The following is a 24,817-nucleotide window of genomic DNA, read 5'->3' as shown; positions in this document are numbered from 1 at the left end:
CCTGTTTAAGAAACTAGATTTGTTTAACACAATGTGAACATCTTAAAATAATCCGTTCAAATTAGTTTTCTATGGTATAATTTTCTAATGTGTAGTGATATTTCCCTATATAAAAAGAGAAAATCAGTCCAGGAGGTAACCTAGTGAAAATAGCTGTCGTAACCGATAGTACTGCTTATTTAACAACAGAACAGTATAATGATAATCAGATCTATCGTCTTCCGCTTTCTGTTATTGTAAATGGAGAAGCCTTAAAAGAAGAAATAGATGTGACAAATGAAACTTATTTTGATCTTATGCGTCAAAGTGAAAAGTTGCCGACTAGTTCGCAACCTACTTTAGGAGATATTGAAGAGTTGTTTACTGAATTATCAACTGATTATGATGCAATTATCAGCATTCATTTGTCCAGTAAAATCAGTGGAACTTACCAAAGTGTTGCAAGTTTAGGACAACGTATGGAAGACATCGCAGTCTACCCTTATGATTCAGGTCTAAGCTGTACTGCTCAAGGCTATTTTGTCTTAGAAGCTGCTCGTCTGGTTCAGCAAGGAGCAACTGTACAAGAGATATTTGAGCATTTTGATCGCATGCAGCAAAGTCTTAAAGCTTATTTTGTCGTAGACGACTTAAAGAATTTAGTGCGGGGCGGCCGTCTTTCTAATGGAGCTGCTTCAATCGGCACTTTATTGAAAATCAAACCTATCTTGCATTTTGATGAAAAACAAATCGTTGTGTTTGAAAAAATCCGTACCCATAAAAAAGCTTTGAAACGTATCGAAGATCTGTTGGGCGAAGACATCAAAAAAGGTTATCCGATTGTCTCAACCATCATACACGCAAACGCAGAAGAAAAAGCCCTTATTTGGAAAAAAAGCTTAGAATCTTTATACCCAGAAGTTACTTTTAATCTTAGTTATTTTGGTCCTGTTATCGGGACGCATTTAGGTGAAGGTGCTTTAGGCATGACATGGGTGGAAGATTTCACCAAATTATCTTAATACCCTATTTATTTTCAGCACTTATTTATATTCTCAAACAGCCTAGACATTTCTAGGCTGTTTTTGTTGTTGAAAAATTGTTTTTTTCCGTCATAATAATGATAAAGCGGATGCAATCAAATAAGGTTACTAGGAGAGATTTACATGTTGGAAGAGTATGAAGTATTGCAAGCAAAAATGAAGTCTTTAGTACATAAAGAAAAAACAGCTTTACAACGATTAGATGAAAACGAAAAACGATACGAAGCAGCACAAGCATGGTTTGAAAAAGAAAAAGCAGATGTCGAAAAACTGCAGCAAGAATCTTTATCGACCTTCTTGAAACGACTGGTCGGAAATTACAATCAGCAACTTGATAAAGAGCAGCAAGAACAACTGACTGCAAAACGTGAGTTGGATCTATCTTTAGCTCTATTTCTGGAAGCAAGAGAACAATTGGATTCAATCCAGACCGCTATTCAAGAAACTACTGCACGTATCCGACAAATCAAAGAACAATTGTATCAGCAAAATACTGATTTCCGTGAGAAAAGTCAGACAGAAGAATTCAAGCGAGCTGAACTCAAACAAGAGTTAGTTGAAATTGATGAAGCTCTAGCAGCAGGCGAAAAAGTCTTGGCAGGAATTGATTTTGCATTAGATGATTTGGATTCTGCAGATTCTTATTCCACTTGGGACATGTTTACAAACAACAGCCTTATTTTAGATATGATGAAATACGACAAAATTGATAAAGCTGAAGCCAAAATGAATCAATTAGAACAGCACTTAGAAAGTTATACAAAGGAACTAAAAGATTTATCCTTAGATCGTTTATTGAGTTACGAAAAATTCAGCGGCATGAGTAAAACGTTTGATATCTTCTTTGACAACTTATTTTCTGATTGGGATACAAAATCTAAAATTGGACGCAACATTGAGATGTTGGAACAGCTTGGTTTCAATGTAGAAGAACTTCAAACTAAATTAGAAACCAGAAAACAATCTATCCATCAGCAAATTAAAGAATCAGAAACACTTTATTAACACTAAGGCTTGTTTTAAAACTTTAAGAACCTCTGACGAGCCTAGGCTCATCAGAGGTTCTTTGTTTACAACAATATATAATGATTCTGTTTAAATCAACCTAATTCTCTAGATAAAATTCGAATCGATCGGCTACGTACTGAGTACGAACATATTCAAAAGGTCTGTTGTCTTTGCTGTACGTAATTTGCTTCAACCGCAGAATAGCTTCTCCACGTTTGATATTCAGGTGTTCCGCTGTTCTTTCCGATGCCAACATAGCCGAGATTGTTTGTTCTGCTCTGCCTACATGGATATCTTTTTTCTCCGCCAATGTTCTATATAAAGAAGAAGTGATTTCTTTCTTCCCTAATGATTCAACTAAATGATAAGGAATGGTCGCCACTTCAAAACAAATAGGCACATCATCTGCAAAGCGTACACGCTCCATACGCAAAACGACTGTTTCATTCTGTAAATTCAAATGTTCAGCTTCGCTCACACTGGCCGGCTTGACATGATAAGAAACAGTTTTACTAGTGGGCGTTTTCCCTTGAGACAAAATGGTTTCTGTAAAACTTTGGATCCCGGTCATTTTTTCTTGAACTTTTTGACTGGATACATATGTTCCTGATCCAACTCGTCGTTCTAATATCCCTTCATCCACAAGTGTCTGCACAGCTTGTCTCAAAGTCATTCTGCTGACTTCAAAGGTTTTAGCCAAGTCGCGTTCTGAAGGAATTCGTTCCCCGACTTGCCATTTGCCTTCTTCGATCATTTTTCGAATCTTATTATGGATTTGAATATAAATCGGTTTTTCTTTGGCCATTACTTCACCCCTTAACGTTTCAATAACGACCCAGCTTCTTCATCAACAATAACCGTAACATTCGGGTGACGTTGTAAAATACTGGCTGGTACGTCTTCAGTAATTGGTCCCTCGATCATATTTTTGATGGCTTCTGCTTTATGTTCGCCAAATGCCATCAATATAATTTTTTTAGATGCCATAATAGATTTGATTCCCATAGAATAAGCGTATCTTGGCACATCTTCTTCATGCTCGAAATAAACTTTATTTGATTCAATAGTCGACTCTACTAATGCAACTTTACGTGTTTCAGAATCGAATGATGCTCCTGGTTCATTGAATCCGATATGTCCATTCGTTCCGATTCCTAAAATTTGTAAATCGATCGGATTATCTGCAATGATTTTGTTGTAACGTGCACTTTCTTCTGTCTCTTCTGCTAATCCATTCGGCACATAAGTCTCTTTGAATGGTTTTTTAGAGAATAAGTGCTTTTCCATAAAATAATGGTAGCTTTGAGGATCTTCAGGTGATAGACCAACATATTCGTCCAAATTTACAGATGTGATACCTGAAAAATCCGTATCGCTTGCTGTCATAATTTCATACAAATCTTCTGGAGTACTTCCAGTTGCCAACCCAAAAACGTCAGCCCCATTTTCCATTTCTTGTTTCATCAATTCAAATGCTTTTTGGCTAGCTTCTCTTTTATTTTTCATTACAAAAACGTTCATATCATTAACCCCATTTTTATTTTTTATATACTTCTTTTCCATAACTAAATGTTTTTTCCACGTTAAAGTCAGGATCTAAAACCACTAAGTCAGCATCTTTTCCGCTGCTGATACTGCCTTTTCGTGTCAAACCAAATTCTCTAGCTTGATTAACAGAACTCATTTTTACTGCATCTTCTATACTGCATCCGGTAAACTCGATTACATTTCTAAATGCATCTTGGAATTCCAATACACTTCCAGCTAAACTACCGGATTCTAATCGAGCTTGTTTATCTTTTACGATAACTTTTTGTCCGCCCAGCTCACTTTCACCGTCTGGCATTCCTTTTGCTCTCATAGCATCTGTAATGATTTCGATACGGTCCGGCCCTTTCATTTTATAAGCCATTTTGATCATTTCAGGATGAATGTGAAATCCATCTGCAATGACTTCTACATACGTATCTTCATCTAAAAATGCATGACCTGTAACACCTGGTTCACGGTGATGCAAACCTCTTTGAGCATTATATAGATGTGTGATGTGTTTTGCTTTTGATTGTTTCATTTGTTCACGTGTCGCATTTGTATGTCCAGCCGATAATACAATATCATGCTCTTGGCACGTTTTTTCGAATTCGCTGGCATCGCTGGTCTCAGGAGCATATGTCACTAAACGAACACGTCCTCCACTGATCTCGTCCCATTTTTTCATAGTCTCTGCATCTGGAATTTTGATGTATTCTTCTGGTTGAGCCCCTTTGAATACTGCCGATATAAAAGGCCCTTCTACGTGAATCCCTTGAATAACCGGGTTCTTTTCCGCAGCTTCAGCAATGCCTTTTAAAGCTTTTTCAATATTTTCAAATGACTGAGTCATTGTTGTAGGAAAATAAGAAGTAATTCCTTCTTGATACATCTTAGAGATCATTTCATTGATGCTCTCTGGATCTGCGTCCATGTTATCAATGCCATAACCGCCATGACTGTGTACATCAATAAAACCAGGAACAACTATTTTCCCAGCGATATCGATTACTTCTTCTTGTGAGTCTTTTACGAACTCTTCCATCTTTCCAACTTCTAAAATCTGTTGATCAAAACGAACGTAACCGTTATCAATCCTGGTTTCGCCAGTATAAACAGTTGCGTTGACAAGTACTTGATTGGTCATTTTCTTGTCTCCCTTATTTGAAAATTTCTTCTTTATTATAAATGGTATAGACCGAAATTGCAACTGCTAGAAACTCTCTTTTTACCAACTAATCGTAAAAAATAAGTTTCATAAAAGAATCGTATGATCCCTTATGAAACTTATTTTTCATTATTTTCTATTATTTCCAAAAATCATCAAATATATCTATCGGCATGTGGCGTTTATGACGCGTCTTCACAAACCAGCTTTCGATTGTTTTTGCGTCTTCTTCTTTAACCTCTTTACCTTCTAGGTAATCATCTATAGCTTCATAAGTAACGCCTAATGCCGCTTCATCAGGAAGAGACGGGCGGTCATTTTCTAAATCAGCTGTCGGGACTTTCGTGTATAAATGCTCAGGACAACCTAATTCTTTCAGCATCGCTCTACCTTGACGCTTATTCAATCCGAATAATGGATTGATATCTGTTCCGCCATCACCATATTTTGTATAGAAACCTGTCACCGACTCAGCAGATTGATCCGTTCCTACGACAACACCGCTGTAATTTCCAGCTATGGCATACTGAGCGATCATTCGTTGACGAGCTTTGACGTTGCCGATGTTAAAATCACTGATTTGAATGTCTTCATCTGTTAGTGCTTCTACTACTGCATCAGTAGCAGGCTGGATATTAAAACGAACGGTTTTGTCGGCTTCCATAAATTCAATGGCATCCAGCGCATCTTGTTCGTCGGCTTGTGTTCCATATGGCAAGCGTACTGCAATAAATTGATAGCTTGCATCGTTTGTCTCTTCTCTCATTTCAGTGATAGCTAGTTGACTGATTTTCCCAGCCAATGTAGAGTCTTGGCCTCCGCTGATTCCTAGTACGAACGTCTTGATAAAAGGATATTTTGTTAGATAAGACTTTAAAAATTCCACTCGTTTGCGAACTTCCTCTTTAGGATCAATAGAAGGTTGAACTTTCATTTCTGATATGATTTCGTCTCTTAATTCTGACATGACTTGCACCCTTTCTAAACGTGTTTGTTGGTAATCTGATAGGTCTGAAATAAATAATTACTTATTCTCTAAAGCTTTCATTTTCTTTCTGGTCTCTTTAATAATCGCTAATTTGTTGTCGTAAGCTTTTTGAGACAAATCAACAGGATAAGCTTCTGGGTTTAAGATTCGCTTGTACTCATCCCATAACGCTGTCAAACTCTCTTTGGCATGTGCTTTGATTTTTTCCAAATGAGGCAACTCATACACCAATTCTCCGTCCGCAAAAATATCCTTTAACAGAGGCACTGCTGTGAAGTTTTCAACCGTTTTGTTGATGTACGTATGGATTGGATGGAACATGAACAATTCATCTTCCAAATCAGGTCGTTCATCCCATAACGCTACATAGTCGCCCTCAGATTTCCCTTTTTCATTGCTGGTGATACGCCACACCTGTTTTTTCCCTGGAGTGGACATTTTAGCAGCATTGCTCGTTAACTTGATAGTGTTTCTCATGTTTCCGTTTTTGTCTTCTATAGACACTAGCTTATAAACGGCTCCGAGAGCAGGCTGATCAAAGGCGGTGATTAGTCGAGTACCGACACCCCAAACATCAATTTTGGCCCCTTGCATTTTTAAGTTTAAAATCGTTTTTGAATCCAAGTTGTTTGAAGCATAGATTTTAGCATCCGGGTATCCTGCTTCATCCAATTGCGCTCGAACTTGTTTAGAAATATAGGCCATATCTCCACTATCTAATCGAACACCTAAAAAGTTGATTTTATCGCCCATTTCATCAGCAACACGAATCGCATTCGGTACGCCGGTTTTTAACGTATCAAATGTATCTACTAAAAAGACACAATCTTTATGTGTTTTGGCATAAGCCATGAAAGCTTCATACTCGCTATCATAGGCTTGAACCATTGCATGTGCATGTGTTCCACTAGCTGGAATACCAAAAATCTTAGAAGCACGCACATTACTTGTAGCATCTGCTCCGCCAATGAAAGCTGCTCGTGTTCCCCAAATGGCTGCATCCATTTCTTGAGCTCTGCGAGTCCCGAATTCCAACAATGGGTCATTCCCCACTACTGTTTTCATTTCGGAGGCTTTTGTTGCAATCAATGTTTGATAATTGACGACATTCAAAATCGTTGTCTCCAATAATTGACATTCAGCAAGCGATCCTTCTATCTGCATAATAGGTTCGTTAGCGAAGACTAAGTCTCCTTCTATAGCTGAACGAATCGTCCCAGTAAACTTAAAGTTTTTTAAGTACGTTAAAAACTCTTCCGGATAGTCTTGAGTCTCTCTTAAATAATCGAGATCAGATTCTGTAAAAGATAGATTTTTAACGTAGTTTACAACGCGTTCCAACCCAGCAAAAACTGCGTATCCAATTCCGAAAGGATGCTCACGGAAGTATACTTCAAACACAGCATTCTTATCTGCATCACCTAATTCCCAATATGATTTCATCATATTAAGTTGATACATGTCTGTATGCAATGCCAAACTATCATCTGGATATATATTATTCACTCTGTTTGCCCCCAAAAATTACTTTTTCTTTGTTTTTAATGATACCACAAAAGTAAAACTCAACCTATGTGTTTGACGTCATTTCAATGAGAATTTTCTTTCCTGCATTCAAATTCCTATCGTCAATATATTTAATCTAATTTGATTTTAGATTGCTAAACTCTTCTATCGTACAGCAATTTTTATTTTCTTTTAAACTTGCTCCCTTTAGGCTGCTTGCGAATGGATGTTAATAAATCTTCTGCTGTCTTTTTCTTCTCTTGTGTCAATGCTTGATCAATCGTCATATCACTTATGCGTCCTTCTGTGATTTGTATCGTCAACCAATCACCTACATTACTCCCGTGAGGCAAATGATTCTTGTCGATGATCCATTCTTTCTCTACATCTTGAATCAGTAAAACTGCTTTCCCCTCTTCTATACGATCCAAAATAGCTTTCATTTAATTTCCTCCTACATAAGCTTTGCCTTCAGTGATGATGTCTTCTAATCTAGAAGGTCCAATCCCATTAACTTTCTGTAGATCCTCTATTTTTTCTAATGGTCGCAATGAGATAATGTCTTCTGCACGTTCTGGTCCAATATGGGCAATTTCAAGCAGTTCTTCATAAGAAGCTGTATTGAGATCAATCTTCCCTGCCAATGAATTCTCAGTGTCTTTTTGTATTTTACTTTCATCCCTCACCGTCTCAATGTGGTAACTTTCCCCATCTGTTCTGACGATGATCGTACCATTTTGATCTGTTCCGTATAATGCGATTCCTTTTTCTTGAATCAGTGACACGACACTGGTTTGAGGATGTCCGTAAGAATTACCGGCTCCAGCACTGTAGATGGCTACTTCAGGACTGACTGCATCAATAAAGGCCGGTGCACTGGAGGTATCCGATCCATGATGGCCTAGAGCCAAAATTTCGGCATCTAAATTCATACCCGAATTCACCATTTCCATTTCTTGCTTTTTCCCTGCATCGCCCGTAAATAAAAAGTCCACTTCCCCATAAGAAACGAACATCGATATAGAATCTGCATTTGTATCACTCGTCAATACACTAGGATGAAGGATTTCCATACTCAATGGTCCAATATCGAACTGCTCACCCGCTCTTGGTTCATAATAGCCTACTTCAAATTTTTGAATAGCTTCAAGTGAACGAATAAAAACATCTGAAGAAGTCGTATTTCCGGACATCCATACTTCCCCTACCTCAAACTGCTCCAATACTTTATCCAACTGCCCGATATGATCAGCATCTGGGTGACTCGCGATCACGAGGTCTAATTCTTGTATCTCTTTGTCTGTTAAGTAATCGACTACATCTGTACTTGTCCAATCCCCCGTATCATAAAGAATTGCATATTCTTCGTCATCACTTGCAAATTCAAACAACGTCGCATTTGCTTGCCCAACATCTATATAATGAACCGCTAATTCCTCAGACTCGGTCATTTTTTTATCCTCCGCTTGATTAAGGGAGGCTTCATAAGCAGCTGGACTTTCAATGGTTTCAGGAGAATGACTCTCTACACTGCATGCCCCTAAAAAACTTACCGCTGCTGTCAACTGTAAAAATAATTTCATTTTTGCCAAACTTTTCTTCAATCTTTTCACTTACCTTTCTTCTGTTTACTAGATTAACATATAATGTCTTTTTTTATGTATTTATCTTGCTTAAAAAATGATATAATGAACTAAATTCTAAGCTGCAAAAGAAAGAGGGATAAGCATTGAAGAAGAAAGTCTCCATTGAAGAATTAGCCACTTACATTTCTCCAACAGGAAAGTTGTCAGAAATACAGGCTGTCCAGACACAGCACAGGCTTCATTTAGCGGAATTTTGGGGAATTCACGCTGGAGAAAACATATTGGAAATCGGCTGCGGTCAAGGAGATACAACGGCTATATTAGCTTACTTGACAGGAAATACTGGCAGTGTACACGCTGTTGATATCGCCAGTCCTGATTACGGCGCACCTGAGACATTAGGCGAAGCGATAGCTAAACTGCAACAATCACCAATCGGCAAGCAAATCACTGTTAGTTTCGATACGGATATTTTAGCTTCCGAAGTAGATTTTCCAGAAAATTCGTTTGACACGATCGTATTGTCACATTCTAGTTGGTATGTAAACTCTCAGGAAACTTTACTAGAGATGTTTACCAAGCTGAATAAATGGGGAAAACGCCTTGTATTTGCGGAGTGGGATACACGTGTGACTGAAAGTCATCAACTCCCGCACTTCTTAGCCGCTTTGCTGCAAGCCCAATATGAAAGTTTTCGTCAGACAACTGAAGCGAATATTCGTACATTGATCACTCCTGAAGACAGTCTGATGCTCGCTGAGAAAGCTGGTTGGAAAATAACAGAAGAAGCTGTTATTCCTTCCAAACACTTGCAAGACGGCGGATGGGAAGTAGATATGACCATTTCTGACGCACCTGAAATCATTGATTCTCTTCACTCTGTACCGGGAAAATTCAAAACATTGCTTGCTTCAGAATTGAACACCTTAAAAACCTATCATCAAAGGGGCTCTATCCAATCCATGGATACATTCGCTTTTATAGCCGTTAAATAAATAGTCAAACTAGACAAAAGGAAACAGGTACAAAACCTGTTTCCTTTTGTCTAATTTTATCCTTTATATCAATACACAATTTTTGAACAGTGTCATCGGCCGACTGTCCATCCTCCGTCTACTTTTATAGAAGTCCCTTGGATGTAATCCGATTCATCAGAAGCTAAAAAAACAGCTACGGCTGCTACTTCTTCTGGTTTTCCTGCTCGTTGTGCCGGAATGTCTTTTAATCGTTCATCTTCTATCCCTTCCGTCATTGGGGTTTCGATGAATCCTGGTGCAATCAAGTTCGCTTTGATTCCTTTTTTCCCGAAATCATAAGCCAACTGTTTCGTGAATCCTTCGAGCGCATGTTTAGAAGTCACATAAGCTGATCCGCCAGGTCCTGCTACAAAAGTAGCTTGAGAGCCCACATTGATGATGGTTCCTTTTCCTTTTTCCAACATCATCGGCAAAACTTCTTTGGTCATTAAAAAGGGACCTTTAACATTAATGTCCATTAACAAGTCGTAACTTTCTTCGTCTGTATCCAACACTGTATCGTAAGAATCATGGATCCCAGCTCCATTAAACAAGATGTCAATGGTTCCGAAAGAATCCTTTGTTTGTTGTACACTCTTGCTGATCGATTCTCTATCTGTAATATCTAGTCGAACAAAAATGGCTTCTCCTCCAGCTTGTCGAATTTCTTCTACGATGCGTTTGCCATCTTCTTCATCACGACCAGCTACAGCTACTTTTGCTCCATTAGTTGCAAATGCCTTAGCGGTAAATTCTCCTATCCCTGAAGTTCCGCCTGTTATAAATGCTGACTTTCCTGAAAGTTTTTCCACTAATAAAATCCCCTTTCTCTTTCTTTTTACTATTTTAAGAGTAGCGGGAAAAAAGAAAGTTAGCAAAAGAAAAGCTTGATCGAATTGTAAGCAATTTCTTTATTTAAAGTAAGACCGTTATGTTATTATCCGTATATTAAAGATGATATATTTAATACAGAAAGAAGGGATGGCAATGAAAAATAAGGTTGCAATTTACACTGCTACAACTGAACAGACCATTTTTAATGAGCAGCCTTCTATTCTTGCTGCCCAATGCGACTACATATGTTTTGCAGAAGATCCTGCAATCCAGTCCTCCATTTGGCAAATGAGGTCGTTTCCTAACACCGGATTAGATGCTGACAGAAAAATAACTCACGTAAAGCTGTTACCTCATCTTTTGTTGCCAGAGTATGACTATACTATATGGATCGAAAATCCAACTGATTCAGTCTTAAACAGTTTGCATCAATGGATTGAAAAAGAGCTGTTTAAGGATACATTCAATCTTTATGCCTTGAAGCATACTGAAGCGTATTCTGCTTACGATATGGCTGTGTCTGCTATAAAACACCAAACAGACCGTATCGAAACTATCACCTTACAAATGCAGTCTTATCAAAATCAGTATTATCCTTCAAGTTGCGGCATATCAGATACATCTGTTTTATTTCGAAAAAACCATTCTCCAGAAGTTTCTCAATTAATGGAGAGATGGTGGGAGGAAATCACTACGTTCAGTTTTCTAGACAGCCTTAGTTTTAACTATGTCCTCTGGAAAAACAACTTTAACATAAGCTATTTAGTTACTGAGCAACAACTTGTCTCTACTATAGAAGATACTGATCAAGAAAACGTTGTTTCTTAAAATCATTTATAAATCTTGAAGACATCATCAAAAGGCATACTGTTGAATCCAACAGTATGCCTTTTGATTTCGATTTCTATTCGTTAAAAATACGGTGTCAGTTTTTCCAACTCTTCTCTTGTTAATGATCGATAAGATCCGACAGGTAAATTTTCATCTATACTTAAAGGTCCCATGGTCAGCCGTTTTAAATAAGTAACTTTTTTCCCGCAGGCTAAAAACATTTTCTTTACTTGATGAAACTTTCCTTCTTTGATTTCAACAATGACTCTGCTTTCTAAATCATTTGCTTCCACTATCGTCAACTTTGCAGGTTTGCATGTGATTCCGCCATGAAATACGATTCCTTTTTCAAACGCTTTTTGATCTTCGATAGTGACTCTCTCATTCACCCGAACTTCATAGGTCTTTGTGACATGCTTATGCGGCAGAAGCAATTGGTATCCTAAATTCCCATTATTCGTTAACAGCAATAGACCTTCTGTATCTTTATCTAATCGCCCAACAGGATACAATCCAACTGCTTTATCAAAAGATTTAATCAGATCGATCACTGTTTTATTTTCCTTGTCTTCTACTGCACTGACTACTCCGGCCGGTTTATTCATCATATAGTAGGCATGCGGCTGGTAATACACTCTCTTTCCTGAAACTCTAACTTCTTGGATCTCAGGATCAACATTTATTCGATCCTCTAGTATAATTTCGCCGTTGACTGATACTTGTTTGCTTTTGATCAGCCGCTTTACGGTTCTTCGTGAACCAAAACCCGTTTCAGCTAATAATTTGTCTATCCTCATTTTTTTCTTCCTTCTATATAAATTTCTCTTTAACAGTAAACTATCTTTCGATTGAATACAATAAGCTTAAAACGTCCTGAAGCACCTTTTTTAAAAGTGATGGTTTATGAAAATGAACACTTTGTGAAATCAAAAAAGCTGCTACACCAGTTATCTTTCCTATTAAATCAATGAAAACGGCATTCACTTTTTAGCCATCTTTTGTCAACAAATTTGTCAAAATAAAAAAGCGGAATATGGGTTGTATTTTCTGAAAATGAAACTATACTAGCAAAAGTGTTAAGAAAACCACGCACTTATATTGTAAAAAAATAGTTTCATTAAACGACAACGAAAATTTTAGGAGGCAATATTTTTTATGGGACAAGATATGACAAAAGGGAATCCGACAAAATTAATTTTATTCTTTACTTTGCCAATGTTATTAGGAAATATTTTTCAACAGTTTTATAGTATGGCAGATACGTTTATCGTCAGCAGAACGATTGGAGTAGATGCATTTGCAGCAGTTGGGTCTACAGGAAGCATCAGTTCATTAATCATTGGTTTGGCTACAGGTTTGACAGTAGGTCTTTCTGTTATCACTGCGCAACGTTTCGGCCGTCAAGATATCAAAGCCATTCGCAAAAATTTAGCTGCCAGCGTAATCATCAGTGCAGTCATTAGTATCGTATTAACGATTGCAGCGACGCTATTTACTAGACAAATATTAGAATTTATGAAAACTCCTGCTGCTTTAATAGACGATGCTCAAGCTTACTTGGTGATTATTTTCGCTGGAATCGGCGCAACCGTTCTATTCAATCTTTTATCGAATATTTTACGTGCTATCGGCGACAGTCGCTCTCCTTTATTATTTTTAGCCATCGCGTCTGTTTTAAATGTTGCATTAGATTATGTATTCATTTTAGGTTTGGGGACTGGCGTAGAAGGAGCCGGCTATGCAACGATTATTTCTCAAATTATTGCTAGTTTACTGTGCTTGGTTTACATTTGGAAAAAAGTTCCTATTTTACGTATTCGTAAAGAAGATTGGAAAGTAGACAAAAAAGAAATTATGGAACATTTAAACCTTGGTCTGCCAATGGGATTCCAAGTTTCGATTATTTCTATCGGTGCAATTGCTATCCAAATCACTTTGAACAGCCTAGGTGCTACGGCAGTGGCTGCTACTACAGCTGCTGAAAAGATCAACGGAATCGCAACTATGCCTTTAGTTTCATTCGGTGTTACTATGGCAACTTACACAGCTCAAAACTATGGTGCTGGTAAATTCGACCGTATTTGGGAAGGTGTTTCTAAAGTATTAAAAATTGTTCTTTCTTATAGTGTAGTGATGGCAATCGTCCTTGTTACTGTAGGACGCCCAATTGCTGAAATGTATATTGGAGAAACAGATCCTGCGATCATTGATTTAGTACAAACTTACTTCTATACTAATGCAACATTCTATTTCTTATTAGCTATGTTGTTCATTTACAGATATACTCTTCAAGGATTAGGAAAAAGTACTGCACCAACAGCAGCCGGTATAATGGAATTACTTGCTCGCGTCTTGGTTGCTTTACTATTAGTAGAATCTCTGGGTTACGTAGGCGTGACCATTGCAAATCCAATAGCTTGGTTAGGCGCATTGGTTCCTTTAATTTATTCTTACTACTCATTCAAGAGAAAAACAACTCTTGGGGAAAGAAAACAGCTTGCTAAGAAATTACTGACTAGTCAAAACCAATAAAGTTTATTTGAAACACTATCTCAACTCCAGAGTTTGGATGAGATAGTGTTTTTTGTTTTTTCAGGATTTATTCTTTGTACTTTTCGGCTATTTTGTTTACTCTTTTTTTAGAGATACAATTTGTTCTATACGTATTTTGCTATTTTGTTCACTTTTTTAAAACCGCTATCACCTCAATACAACAAGTTTTCATATTACTTTCAGTTTATTTTTGTCTATGGGCTTAAATTTCTTGTTGCCGTCAAAAACTTGACGTGTTATTCTTTTAAAAAAAGCAAGTACCTGCTTTACTTTTTGTGAATGTTGCAGATGAAATCCTGTTCTATTTAGAAAATCTTCTAAGAAAGTGTGTTGAGTTAAAATGAAGACCTTGATGTTCCATAGAACAAATGAAAAGCGCATCGTTACTGAACGAACAAAATATCTGTTTGCCTTGTTCTTTTCGCTTTCGCTATTTTTATTTGCATTTACGTTTAATACCCCTATGGAAATCTGGAACGGGAGTATTAAACTACTGATCTCTCCAGCAAATTTAGTGACCGATTACTTTATGCTGGCGAATGTTGGAGCTGCTCTAGTCAATGCTTCGCTGATGGTTTTAAAAAGCCTGTTTATTATTCGAACCAATCGAGTACCTCTCTCAGGTCCTTTGCTGGCAGCTATTTTTACTGTTGCAGGATTTTCACTATTCGGAAAAAACCTCTATAATTCTATTCCGATCATCCTCGGTGTTATGCTATACGCTAAAGTAACACACACACCTTTTAAAAATTATTTGCTTTCTGCTTTGTTTGGTACTGCTCTTGCTCCTCTAGTAAGTGAAATTTCTTTTAATATCGGACTCCCCTTTTTCATAGGAGTTTTGTTAGGTTTTCTTGCAGGTGTTTTTGTCGGATTTATTCTTCCTCCTTTGTCGCGGCACTTTGCTAGTTTCCACAAAGGCTTCAGCTTGTATAATATTGGTTTTACAGCTGGTATTATCGGTATGGCTTTTATTGCTGTTTTAAGAGCTTATGGTTTTAGTGTGGATGTAGTTAATTTGCTTTCTAGGGGCAATAACGTTCCTTTTTCTATCTTTTTATATAGTTTATTTTCGTTTATGTTTATCGTGGGATATTACTTTAATGGAATGAACTTTAAAGACTTCGGCACTTTCTTAGATGAAGATGGGGTTGGCGGTCCTGATTTTTTAGAAAAATACGGTTTTGGATTATCTTTAATCAATATGGGTCTCTTAGGTCTTATCTCTACAAGCTTCTCACTAGCGGTAGGTGGAGAGTTAAATGGTCCCGTTATTGGCGGAATTTTCACAGTAGTCGGTTTTGGGGCTTTTGGAAAACACATCAAAAATGTTTTACCTATCTTTGCAGGTATTCTTTTCGTTGGTTTCTTTACTCCTATCGAACTGTACTCAACGACTTTCTTATTGACCGCATTATTCGGTACTACTTTAGCACCTGTAAGTGGACATTATGGAACCCTTGCTGGATTAATAGCCGGTGGCCTGCATATGGCAATGTCTGCAAATGTCACCTATTTGCACGCCGGAATGAATTTGTATAATAACGGATTCTCAGGAGGGTTTATCGCGGCTATTTTAGTTCCTTTATTAGAAGTGCTGCATTTTCATAAAAAAGAACGTCAAAACAAAAAAATCATCGAACCGCTTATTGATACTGAACATACGGAAGATTTAGATACTATTGATAAACCAACTATTGCAGACGACGATGAAAAAAAACGACCTCACGTTTAAGAGAGGTCGTTTTTTTTGTTTAGAAGTTTATTGGATTTCGATTTTTTTACCAGGTTCTTGTTTCATTTCTTTTTTAGGCAATTGAACTGTTAAAACTCCGTTATCAAATTTAGCAGTAATGTTTGACTCATCTACATTCCTTAAAATAAATTGCCGTTTATAAGAGCGAACAGAACGCTCTCTTCGGATGTAGTTGCCTTCTTTATCCGTTTCGTCTTTGCCTTCTTCTCTATGAGACCCGATAGACAGTACGTTATCTTGATAGTCTAATTGAATATCTTCTTTAGTCAAACCAGGCATATCAGCTTCTAAAGTATACTCTGTATCCGTTTCTTTGATATCTACGTCAAATGAAGAAGCCGCTGAAAACAAATTGTCAAAAGAATCACCAAAAAAGTTACGGTTGAGGTTCATAAAATCACGTCTAGATGGAAATAAACTATTCATAATAAACTCCCTCTTTCTTTTGATTTGATTCTTGTAGTAATCTCTTTTACTACACTTCTATTATAAAAAGTTTTAGCACTCTAGTCAACAGAGTGCTAAAACTTTTTATAGAAAAACAAGGATAATCTTATTGTTTTAAGAACGTTTTCATTTTTGTTATACTGTGTTTACCAAAAAGGAGAGGTAAAGAATATGTCAAACAATGATTCAACACAAAATGAAAAAGCACGGTCTGTATTAAAAGATATTTTAAAAGACACAGATGTCGTTATGCTGACTACGATTTCAGAAGATGGCAATATTGTCTCTCGTCCCATGCAAACTCAAGAGGTAGAATTTGATGAAGACTTATGGTTCATTACTCGTAAAGATACGACTAAATACAAAGAGATTTCTGCCAATCCAAACGTCAACGTAACAGTCGTTGGAGATTCTTACGCTTCAATCAGTGGTAAAGCCGTATTTGTAGATGATATAGAACGTAAAAAAGAATTCTGGAACAAAATTTATGAAAAAATGTTCGATGTCAGTTATGATGACCCAATGTTGATTTTAATCAAAGTCGAAGCAGATAAAGCTGAATATTGGGAAACGGGAAATACAACTAAATCTGTTGCCAACTTCTTTAAAAAAGCTGTTGGAAATAAAGATTCTGTCAAACCAGGAGAAAATTCGAACGAAACCGTTGACTTATAATCAACTAAAAAGACAAAAAGAAATGAATCGGGACAATGCTTCCGATTCATTTCTTTTTGCACTTTTTGTTCTATTGAACAGTCAATTCATATACGGAAATTTCTCTTTGTTCGTTCTTATCCGCAAGAGAGAAAGAAAGCTGATCGTCTTTATCTTCTGCAAAGTAGCGTAAGGTAAACACTTCTTCACCATCATTCACAAACAACTCGATTAAAGAGCTTTCCAAGAATAAGCGCATGTTTTTTAGTTCCTTTTTCAACTGAACGGCTCTTTTCTCACGCTCATTCGTCAACCAATTGATCCGACTGACTGTTACGGTTCTTGTTTCTTGGTCATAACTGATCTCCACATTATCTCGAATACCCATTGAGAATGCTTTTGGATCCTCTTTCCAATTGATTATGACTTCTTGTTGCAGCGAAGTAAGCTCTACAATCGAATCTTCAGCCTCTACTTTTTGCGGAGTACCTGTTCTCATTGCTGCCAATTCTTCCACAGGTTGTTGTTTCAATACTCCATTTTGGTAAGTTAGTTCTCTTGGGATAGTTAATGCATGTACCCATCCATCTTTTATTGTTGGAACAGCAGCTTCTACTTCCGGCTCCATTACTCCTACCCAACCAAAAGAAATGACACGATTTTTTTGATCGGTAAAACTTTGCGGCGCATAAAATTCAAACCCTCTATCTAATTCAACAAACTCTTCATTCTCAGAAACAAATTGACCAGTTGGTGTTAATTGACCAGTCAGATAACCCGTTTGGTAAATGTTTTGAAACTTGTTTCCTTCTGGCTCCAACCCTTGTGGAGAAAAGACAAACAAATCTTTTTCTTTAAATTGTAAGACGTCAGGACACTCCCACATATACCCTAACGGAAGTTTCTTTTCCAGCAATGAACCTTTAAACGTCCAGTCTAAAAGATCTTCAGAGGTATAAAGTATAGTATCTCCAGTCAGGTCTTCCCTTTGAGCTCCTAAAATCATGTACCACAGACCGTTCTCGCCTTGCCAGACTTTGGGGTCTCGAACATGTCTGGTGTACCCTTTAGGATGTTCAAATAGCGGACCTTCCTTTTCAAAATGGAATCCATCTTTTGAAACAGCCAGACATTGGTAGCTTTCTCGACTATCATTTACTCCTCGAACATTACCTGTATAAAATAGATACAAAGTATCATCTTTCGTTACCGCACTTCCGGAATAAACGCCGTCTTTATCGTACCAATCATTGGGTTCTAAAGCTGCTTCATGATACTCCCAGTGGACCAAATCTGTAGATGTCACATGGCCCCAACTTTTTGATTGGTGTACCGTGCCATGCTGATTCCACTGAAAGAATACATGGTAGACGCCTTTATACTGAATGAGTCCATTCGGGTCATTCAATAATCCCTTTGGTGGTACTATATGATAAGACAATTGATGTTTTTTGGCTTCTGACTGACTCGACAAGTGATTTCTTCCTTTCATTTATTGATCCTTTGCAATTTCTTTATCTGAGAATCCAAACATATAAGTTAAAACAAATGCTACTGCGATTGCAACGGCATTAACAAGAATATACCAGATAATTTGTTCGTTCAAGTACAATAATGTCCCTGGAATAACAGTTACTGACATACCTGATCCTTCTAAATTCAATAGGTCAGCTAACATTCCTCCGACTCCACCACCGACTAAACCAAATAGGAATGGCTTAACGTAGCGCAAGTTTACCCCGAAAATAGCCGGTTCTGTAATTCCTAAGAAAGCAGACAGTGTAGATGGGAAAGCCAAAGCTTTTAGTTTTTTCGATTTTGTTTTCATACCGACTGCTAATGTAGCTCCACCTTGAGCAGCAACACTAGATGTGATAATGGCATTGTAAGGATTTACTCCTGTATTCGCTAACAATTGCACTTCTAAGAAGTTGAAAATATGATGTACTCCTGTGACAACGATCAACTGGTTCAATCCGCCGATTACTAATCCTGCGATACCAAATGGCAATTGCAATAACCAGATTGTAGCATCTAAAACAACTGTCTCTAATGAATGGAAAACAGGTCCAATAACAAATAATGACAAGATACTCATTACTAACAGTGTTGCAAATGGTGTGATCAATAAATCTAAATACTCTGGAACACGTTTACGAATGATACGTTCAAATTTAGCGCCAATAAATCCTGCAATAAATGCTGGCAATACTGTACCTTGATATCCAACGACCGGAATAAATCCAAACATAGTGATAGGGTCAACTGTACCTGCAGCAACTTCATATGCATTTGGAAGTGCCGGGTTGACTAACATCAATCCTAAAACAATCCCAATAACTGGTGAGCCTCCAAAAACTTTAAATGAAGACCATGCTACTAAAGCAGGCAAGAAAGCAAACGCTGTATCCGTTAACACTTGAGTGTACAATAAGAAATTAGCGCTGATATCTTCTGGAACTAAACCAAATACAGCTAAAACTTGTTCTTGTGTCAACAAACCGCGTAGTCCCATAAACAACCCTGTTGCTACTAAAACTGGAATGATAGGAACAAATACATCTCCAAAAGTCCGAATAGCTCTTTGGAACCCATTCTTTCCTTCATTTTTTTGTTCTTTTGTTTCTTGTGACGACTGTTCAGCAATTCCTAAGTTGGTGACTTCTTCATAAATTTTATTCACTGTACCTGTACCGAAAATAATTTGATATTGTCCAGAGTTGAAAAATGCACCTTTTGCTTTTTCAATCCCTTCCACTGCTTCTTCATTGATTTTGTCTTTGTCGTGTACAATAACTCTCAATCTTGTTGCACAGTGAGTGACCGACTGAATATTCTCTTTACCACCTAATGCTTTGATGACATCTGAAGCTATTTCTTTATTCGTTGCCATGTTTTTCCCTCCTAATTTTTTGAAATTGGAACCGGTTCTATTTGAATAGAATGATATCGGTTTCAAAAGGAAATGTCAAGTAAATTACTCAACTTTTTTCACATTTGAAACCGTAGACTCTCTCTTTAACAAATAGTTTGGTATTAAGGTGTTTTCTTCTATCGATTCTCCTTTGATTAATTGGAACAATTTTTCTACTGCTGTTTCACCTAACTCTTTGTACCCATATTTGACGGTAGTTATAGAAGGGGAAACGATAGACGTTACTTCATATCCGCCGAATCCTGATAATGAAAAATCATCTGGAATTCTTAACTGCAATGTATGGGCTGCTTTCAAAACAGCCATCGCAATATTGTCTGTTGCACATAAGATATATGTTGCATTTGTTTTAGGTAAGATTTCCAAAGCTAGTTCGTAAGCTTTTGTAAACGAAAAGCTCGTCTCGATGATGTCGACATTGACATCTGTTTCTTCGTTTAAAGCCGTTAATACGCCATTTGCTCTGTGTTGTCCTACAGCGATATCTTCTTTAAAAACTGAAAAATACAAAAAGTTTTTATGACCTAAACTACCCGCATGTCTTCCCATTGCGTATCCCGCTTCAAATTCTTGATGTCCTATCGAATGCAGCCCTTCAGCTTGCTGTCCCAACAATAATACTGGTACATCAATTTCTGAGATCACTTTCTTATGCTCTTCTGTGACCACTGTGGCCATTAAGATGATACCAGCTACCTTTTGTTTAGCCAGTGTATAAATATTCTCAATCTCTCTTTCGCTGCTTTGATCTGTGTTAGTGATCAATAGTTGATATTCTTTCTCTCTCAAAGTTCTGTCTACACTGCTCAACACTTCATTGGCAGAATAAGAATCCAGCCTAGGAACAATAATTCCAATCATTTTAGTATTCTTAGCTTTTAAACTTTGTGCAAATGTATTTGGCGAATAGCCGGTTTCGTTCACTATTTTATCTATCTTATCTCTTGTCTTTTGACTTACGGATCCCCCGTTTAAGTATCTAGACACTGTACTCTTTGCTACTCCTGCTTTTTGAGCAATATCATTAATGGTTACCATTTTTCCACACCTTACCTTAGTTCTCTTGTTAGAAGGGTATTTTCATCGCCAATATTACCATATATTTTACGGAATAGGTATTTTGATTTTTTGAAATAAGACTTAAAACTTGAAATTCATGTATAATGTAATGTAAAAGCTGGTATAAAGGAGAATGAGAAATAATGGATGGAAAAAAACGCAGCAACATACAAATTGGTGCTGAAGTAGATATTGTATTAAAGAAAGACCAACGTACAGGCAAATTAACTCGCGGGCATGTCAAACGCATATTGACCAATAGTCAGAATCATCCTCATGGCATCAAAGTCATGCTTCAAGAAGGAGATCAAGTTGGTCGTGTACAACACGTAATTGAATCCAATTAACTTTGTATCAGTAAGACAAGATTTGAGGTGCAGAAAATGAATAACTTTAATAAACACGCTTCGATTAGTGAAAAAGCTACCTTTAGTATGGGGTGTTTTTGGGGACCGGATACTTTGTTCGGAAGTCTTCCAGGAGTGATTCAAACAGAAGTGGGGTATGCGGGCGGAACCACCGAGCAGCCTACATATCGCGCCATCGGTGATCATTCTGAAACAATAGAGATCCTATTTGATCCAGACTTGATCTCTTATGAAGAGTTAGTTCGATTGTTCTGGGAAAATCATGACGCCACGAAAGACCGTTTTTATAAAGAAAGACAATACATTTCCATTCTATTTTACCGTAACGAAAAACAACTTTCCGTTGCTCAAAAAGTCAAAGCTGAAGTAGAAAAAAGAGATGGAAAAGAACTTCAAACGGAATTACAAGAATACGATGTGTTTTATCCGGCTGAAGATCATCATCAAAAATATTTTTTACGGCGATTCAAAAAAGCTCGCGGAGCTGTTCGTGAATTGTTTCCAGATGAAAAATCGTTCCTCCACTCTACTATCGCTGCTCGTTTGAATGGTTTTGTCAGAGAGCGCGCCAGTTTATCGGATATCAAGCAAGAAATAACCGACTGGGGTTTAGAACCTGCTCAACTGGAGTTATTGTTATACACCCTCAATAATCTCCGTTGGTAATGAAGAATGAATGTGCAAAAGGAGACTTATATGGACCACTCATATCTATCAAAATTTTACACTAAAAGCCGAGTCGAGAGAATCGACGCCTTAGAAAAAGCCGGTATCTTATCTGCAAACGATAAGGAGATGCTGATTACTGGTTTGCATTTGACCGATGACATGGCGGATAATATGATCGAAAACCAATTATCTGCTTACGAACTGCCTTATGGAGCAGCGTTGAATTTCTTAATTGATGGAAAAGATTATGCTGTTCCTATGGCAATAGAAGAACCTTCTGTGATTGCTGCTGCAAGTTCAGCTGCAAAAATCGTCAAACAAGCAGGTGGATTTCAAACTGCTGTCACTGACCGAGTCATGATTGGTCAAATAGCTATCAAAAATCCTCCTAACGCTGCTTCAATGATGGAAAAGTTGCATCAATATGAACACGCTATTTTACAAAAAGCTAATGAAGCACATCCTTCTATTGTCAAACGCGGAGGCGGTGCTATTCGACTAGATGTTCGTCACATTGAAGCTGATCCAGTTGAAAAAATGCCGGAATTTTTGATTCTTCATGTGCATGTTCATACTTTGGAAGCTATGGGCGCCAACATTTTGAACACTATGATGGAAGGTATTTTGCCGTATGTGGAAGAATTGATCCAAGCTCCTGCCTTAATGGGGATTTTATCTAATTACGCCACAGAATGTTTGGCTACTGCGACTTGTCGTATACCCGCTAAACTATTGCGAAAAGGAGATTTGAGCGGGGAAGAAGTTCGTGATCGCATTATCGATGCCTATCAATTCGCTTATGTAGATCCTTATCGAGCAGTGACTCACAACAAAGGCATCATGAATGGAATCGACAGCGTCGTTATGGCTTCTGGAAACGACTGGCGTGCTGTCTCAGCTGGGATTCATGCTTATGCGTCTAAAAGTGGTCAATATCGCTCGTTGTCTACTTGGGAGAAAGCAGACAACGGCGATTTGCTTGGCAGTTTAACCATACCATTACCCGTTGGCGCAGTTGGAGGCTCTATCTCATTCCATCCTGCAGCAAAAATGACCAAAACTATTTTACATTATGAGAATGCAGCTGAACTGGAATCCATCATTGTATCCGTTGGTTTGGCTCAGAACCTCGCAGCCATTAAAGCTCTTGTGACAGAAGGTATTCAAAAAGGCCACATGGGCTTGCAGTCTCGTTCTTTAGCTATCAGCGCAGGTGCAGTTGGTGAAGAAATCGATTGGTTGTCCGACCAACTGAAGCAAGCTGACAATATGAATTTAGCGACTGCTGAAAAACTTCTGGAAGAATACAGACAATAGATAAAACAGGAGGCTTCATACATGGATGATCATAGAGTCGAAATAGATATTGCGTATAATGATTATTTTATGGAAGTGTACACTATTGATTGTCGAGAATTGCAAGACCTTATCCCAATATTGAAAGATGATGAAAGAGATAATTTTACTATTGGGGATAAAGTCCTTTTTAAAAAAGATTTAAATTCAGTATCTATTGTTAACCACGGTCTCGGGTTTATTTACATGAATGTTATGTAAGATAAATGCAAAAAAGGCTATCTCACTTTTGGAGTGAGATAGCCTTTTTTCTGTTGATTATCTATTTTTATTTACATATATTCTCTTATGTTCTTCAATCCCAGCCACGCATATCATTGCTGGGTCATTTTCGATAGTTAATTGAAGATTTGAACCATCAACTGGTAAGACTTCGCTGAATATTTCTTCGTATTCTTCGATAGAGACTTCTTCTCTTTCTGCGAATAATTTCGCGTGCTCAGCCTCAGCTAATGCTTCTTTGTACTCTGGCTGAAGTATTCCAGTGAAAAACTCCCCAACTGCTCCAGAACCGTAGCTGAACAATCCTATTCTATCGCCTGGTTTTAACGTTTCATCCTGTTCCAACAACGATATTAAGCTTAAATATAACGACCCAGTGTAAATGTTCCCCACTGTTTTATTATACAACGTACTGTTTTTATAATGTCTGGTTAAACGCTCTTCATCTTCTGAAGTTCCTTCCACAAAGATTTCACGCATAGCTTTCATTCCCATTTTTGTATATGGCAAATGGAAGCACATAGCTTCAAAATCTTTTATGGACAAATCGGTTTGCGACTTGAATTGTTTCCATGTATTCAGGAAAAAAGAGATGTATTGTTCATTAGAAAACTTTCCGTCTACATAAGCCGTATCCGAATAAGTCGGTCTCCAAAAATCCATAACATCATTGGTTAAATAAGCACTTTGATCTCCTAAACTTAAAATACGCGGATCAGCACTAATGACCATTGCCACAGCACCAGCTCCTTGAGTCACTTCTCCAGGAGTGTTCAGTCCATATCTGGAAATGTCTGATCCCAAGACCAATACTCGGCTCTCTGGATGCAACGCAATATGTCCTTTAGCTAACTGAATCCCGGCAGTCGCTCCGTAGCAGGCTTGTTTGATTTCAATAGAACGCGCGCGCGATTGTATGCCCAATAAGTCATGAACATAAACTGCAGCTGCTTTAGAGCTGTCTATTCCTGATTCTGTTCCAAAAACGACTAAATCGATTTTTTCCAAATCTTCTTCATCTAATATTCTCAGTGCTGCATTAGCTGCCAACGTCACTGCATCTTGAGTTACAGGAGAGACAGCCATCTTTTCTTGTCCAATACCAATTGTGTATTTTGCTGGATCCACTCCTCTAGCTTCAGCTAGCTTAACCATATCAATAAATGTATGAGGTGTGTAAAAACCAATTTTATCTATCCCTATATTCAAGTTGATTTCTCCTTTATTCGTCATGTCATATCAATTTCCGTACTTTAAATCCATTTCAACCATAAATCATCTTAAATAAAAACACAACTGACAGCCTATA

At 37.6% G+C, this 24,817-nt stretch carries 23 protein-coding genes and 2 pseudogenes; 11 read left to right on the top strand and 14 right to left on the bottom strand.

The genetic code is table 11. The annotated features are described in order from the left end of the window. The first annotated feature begins 143 nt into the window (after positions 1–143). Both BM137_RS07485 and BM137_RS07480 read left to right on the top strand, forming a co-directional pair. Entirely contained in the window at positions 144–1,001 is an 858-nt protein-coding gene (locus BM137_RS07485) for a DegV family protein (RefSeq protein WP_092480542.1), read from the top strand. 144 nt (positions 1,002–1,145) lie between these two features. Continuing rightward, positions 1,146–2,027 (top strand): hypothetical protein, encoded by an 882-nt coding sequence (locus BM137_RS07480; protein ID WP_092480541.1) that lies wholly within the window; start codon positions 1,146–1,148, stop codon positions 2,025–2,027. A 100-nt stretch (positions 2,028–2,127) separates the two neighbouring features. Here the strand turns inward: BM137_RS07480 and BM137_RS07475 are convergent, their stop codons facing one another. The 7 genes from BM137_RS07475 to BM137_RS07445 form a co-directional block, all read right to left on the bottom strand. Then, positions 2,128–2,835, bottom strand: coding sequence for a GntR family transcriptional regulator (locus BM137_RS07475; RefSeq protein ID WP_092480540.1), 708 nt, complete (start codon positions 2,833–2,835; stop codon positions 2,128–2,130). Positions 2,836–2,846: 11 nt separating this feature from the next. Further along, positions 2,847–3,551, bottom strand: a complete 705-nt coding sequence (locus tag BM137_RS07470; RefSeq protein WP_092480686.1) for a glucosamine-6-phosphate deaminase — start codon at positions 3,549–3,551, stop codon at positions 2,847–2,849. Positions 3,552–3,567: 16 nt separating this feature from the next. Beyond that, on the bottom strand, positions 3,568–4,707 hold the full coding sequence (gene nagA, locus BM137_RS07465; protein ID WP_092480539.1) for an N-acetylglucosamine-6-phosphate deacetylase: 1,140 nt from the start codon (positions 4,705–4,707) through the stop codon (positions 3,568–3,570). A 160-nt stretch (positions 4,708–4,867) separates the two neighbouring features. Next, positions 4,868–5,695, bottom strand: coding sequence for an ammonia-dependent NAD(+) synthetase (gene nadE, locus BM137_RS07460; protein WP_092480538.1), 828 nt, complete (start codon positions 5,693–5,695; stop codon positions 4,868–4,870). Positions 5,696–5,752: 57 nt separating this feature from the next. Beyond that, complete coding sequence (locus BM137_RS07455; protein ID WP_092480537.1) at positions 5,753–7,222, bottom strand: nicotinate phosphoribosyltransferase; 1,470 nt, start codon at positions 7,220–7,222, stop codon at positions 5,753–5,755. 182 nt (positions 7,223–7,404) lie between these two features. Next, entirely contained in the window at positions 7,405–7,665 is a 261-nt protein-coding gene (locus BM137_RS07450) for a DUF3006 domain-containing protein (RefSeq protein WP_092480536.1), read from the bottom strand. Further along, positions 7,666–8,835 carry an MBL fold metallo-hydrolase gene (locus tag BM137_RS07445; RefSeq protein ID WP_218147501.1) on the bottom strand — a complete coding sequence of 390 codons (1,170 nt, stop codon included), beginning with the start codon at positions 8,833–8,835 and terminating at the stop codon, positions 7,666–7,668. Between the two features lie 116 nt (positions 8,836–8,951). Here BM137_RS07445 and BM137_RS07440 point away from each other — a divergent pair, with 116 nt between their 5' ends. Beyond that, complete coding sequence (locus BM137_RS07440; RefSeq protein ID WP_218147500.1) at positions 8,952–9,803, top strand: class I SAM-dependent methyltransferase; 852 nt, start codon at positions 8,952–8,954, stop codon at positions 9,801–9,803. 92 nt (positions 9,804–9,895) lie between these two features. On the opposite strand, the gene BM137_RS07435 is transcribed toward BM137_RS07440, so the two are convergent. Continuing rightward, the gene (locus BM137_RS07435; RefSeq protein WP_092480535.1) at positions 9,896–10,636 is read right to left on the bottom strand and encodes an SDR family NAD(P)-dependent oxidoreductase; all 741 of its coding nucleotides are present in this window, start codon (positions 10,634–10,636) and stop codon (positions 9,896–9,898) included. Between the two features lie 175 nt (positions 10,637–10,811). Here BM137_RS07435 and BM137_RS07430 point away from each other — a divergent pair, with 175 nt between their 5' ends. Continuing rightward, positions 10,812–11,486, top strand: coding sequence for a glycosyltransferase domain-containing protein (locus BM137_RS07430; protein WP_177192529.1), 675 nt, complete (start codon positions 10,812–10,814; stop codon positions 11,484–11,486). An 83-nt stretch (positions 11,487–11,569) separates the two neighbouring features. Here the strand turns inward: BM137_RS07430 and BM137_RS07425 are convergent, their stop codons facing one another. Then, entirely contained in the window at positions 11,570–12,286 is a 717-nt protein-coding gene (locus BM137_RS07425) for a pseudouridine synthase (protein ID WP_092480533.1), read from the bottom strand. A 358-nt stretch (positions 12,287–12,644) separates the two neighbouring features. Here BM137_RS07425 and BM137_RS07420 point away from each other — a divergent pair, with 358 nt between their 5' ends. After that, positions 12,645–14,021 (top strand): MATE family efflux transporter, encoded by a 1,377-nt coding sequence (locus BM137_RS07420; RefSeq protein ID WP_092480532.1) that lies wholly within the window; start codon positions 12,645–12,647, stop codon positions 14,019–14,021. A gap of 373 nt (positions 14,022–14,394) precedes the next feature. Then, positions 14,395–15,777, top strand: a complete 1,383-nt coding sequence (locus BM137_RS07415; RefSeq protein ID WP_244887669.1) for a DUF1576 domain-containing protein — start codon at positions 14,395–14,397, stop codon at positions 15,775–15,777. Positions 15,778–15,804: 27 nt separating this feature from the next. On the opposite strand, the gene BM137_RS07410 is transcribed toward BM137_RS07415, so the two are convergent. Continuing rightward, on the bottom strand, positions 15,805–16,224 hold the full coding sequence (locus tag BM137_RS07410; RefSeq protein WP_092480530.1) for an Hsp20/alpha crystallin family protein: 420 nt from the start codon (positions 16,222–16,224) through the stop codon (positions 15,805–15,807). 192 nt (positions 16,225–16,416) lie between these two features. Between BM137_RS07410 and BM137_RS07405 the strand changes: the two genes are divergently transcribed. Further along, positions 16,417–16,920 carry a pyridoxamine 5'-phosphate oxidase family protein gene (locus tag BM137_RS07405; RefSeq protein WP_092480529.1) on the top strand — a complete coding sequence of 168 codons (504 nt, stop codon included), beginning with the start codon at positions 16,417–16,419 and terminating at the stop codon, positions 16,918–16,920. A gap of 70 nt (positions 16,921–16,990) precedes the next feature. Here BM137_RS07405 and BM137_RS07400 read toward each other — a convergent pair whose 3' ends face one another. The 3 genes and pseudogenes from BM137_RS07400 to BM137_RS07390 all read right to left on the bottom strand — a co-directional run. Beyond that, complete coding sequence (locus BM137_RS07400; protein ID WP_218147499.1) at positions 16,991–18,373, bottom strand: glycoside hydrolase family 32 protein; 1,383 nt, start codon at positions 18,371–18,373, stop codon at positions 16,991–16,993. A gap of 36 nt (positions 18,374–18,409) precedes the next feature. Then, positions 18,410–19,792, bottom strand: a pseudogene (locus tag BM137_RS07395) (sucrose-specific PTS transporter subunit IIBC); the annotation flags it as partial. An 84-nt stretch (positions 19,793–19,876) separates the two neighbouring features. After that, a pseudogene (locus BM137_RS07390) lies at positions 19,877–20,875 on the bottom strand (LacI family DNA-binding transcriptional regulator); the annotation flags it as partial. A gap of 161 nt (positions 20,876–21,036) precedes the next feature. Here BM137_RS07390 and BM137_RS07385 point away from each other — a divergent pair. From BM137_RS07385 to BM137_RS07370, 4 genes are read left to right on the top strand one after another with little or no spacing between them, the layout of a single operon-like run. Beyond that, positions 21,037–21,240, top strand: coding sequence for a YwbE family protein (locus BM137_RS07385; RefSeq protein ID WP_092480525.1), 204 nt, complete (start codon positions 21,037–21,039; stop codon positions 21,238–21,240). A 36-nt stretch (positions 21,241–21,276) separates the two neighbouring features. Continuing rightward, complete coding sequence (msrA, locus tag BM137_RS07380) at positions 21,277–21,927, top strand: peptide-methionine (S)-S-oxide reductase MsrA (RefSeq protein ID WP_092480524.1); 651 nt, start codon at positions 21,277–21,279, stop codon at positions 21,925–21,927. A gap of 30 nt (positions 21,928–21,957) precedes the next feature. Then, entirely contained in the window at positions 21,958–23,247 is a 1,290-nt protein-coding gene (locus BM137_RS07375) for a hydroxymethylglutaryl-CoA reductase, degradative (protein ID WP_092480523.1), read from the top strand. 21 nt (positions 23,248–23,268) lie between these two features. Then, a complete protein-coding gene (locus BM137_RS07370) occupies positions 23,269–23,487 on the top strand; it encodes a hypothetical protein (RefSeq protein WP_092480522.1) in 219 nt (72 codons plus the stop codon). Positions 23,488–23,544: 57 nt separating this feature from the next. Here BM137_RS07370 and BM137_RS07365 read toward each other — a convergent pair whose 3' ends face one another. Beyond that, positions 23,545–24,717 carry a hydroxymethylglutaryl-CoA synthase gene (locus BM137_RS07365; RefSeq protein WP_092480521.1) on the bottom strand — a complete coding sequence of 391 codons (1,173 nt, stop codon included), beginning with the start codon at positions 24,715–24,717 and terminating at the stop codon, positions 23,545–23,547. Positions 24,718–24,817 lie beyond the last annotated feature (100 nt).

This window comes from Desemzia incerta (genome assembly GCF_900115825.1).
GTDB lineage: Bacteria > Bacillota > Bacilli > Lactobacillales > Carnobacteriaceae > Desemzia > Desemzia incerta.
The sequence above is the reverse complement of the archived record's forward strand: the minus strand, read 5'-3'. Positions and strand labels throughout refer to the sequence as shown.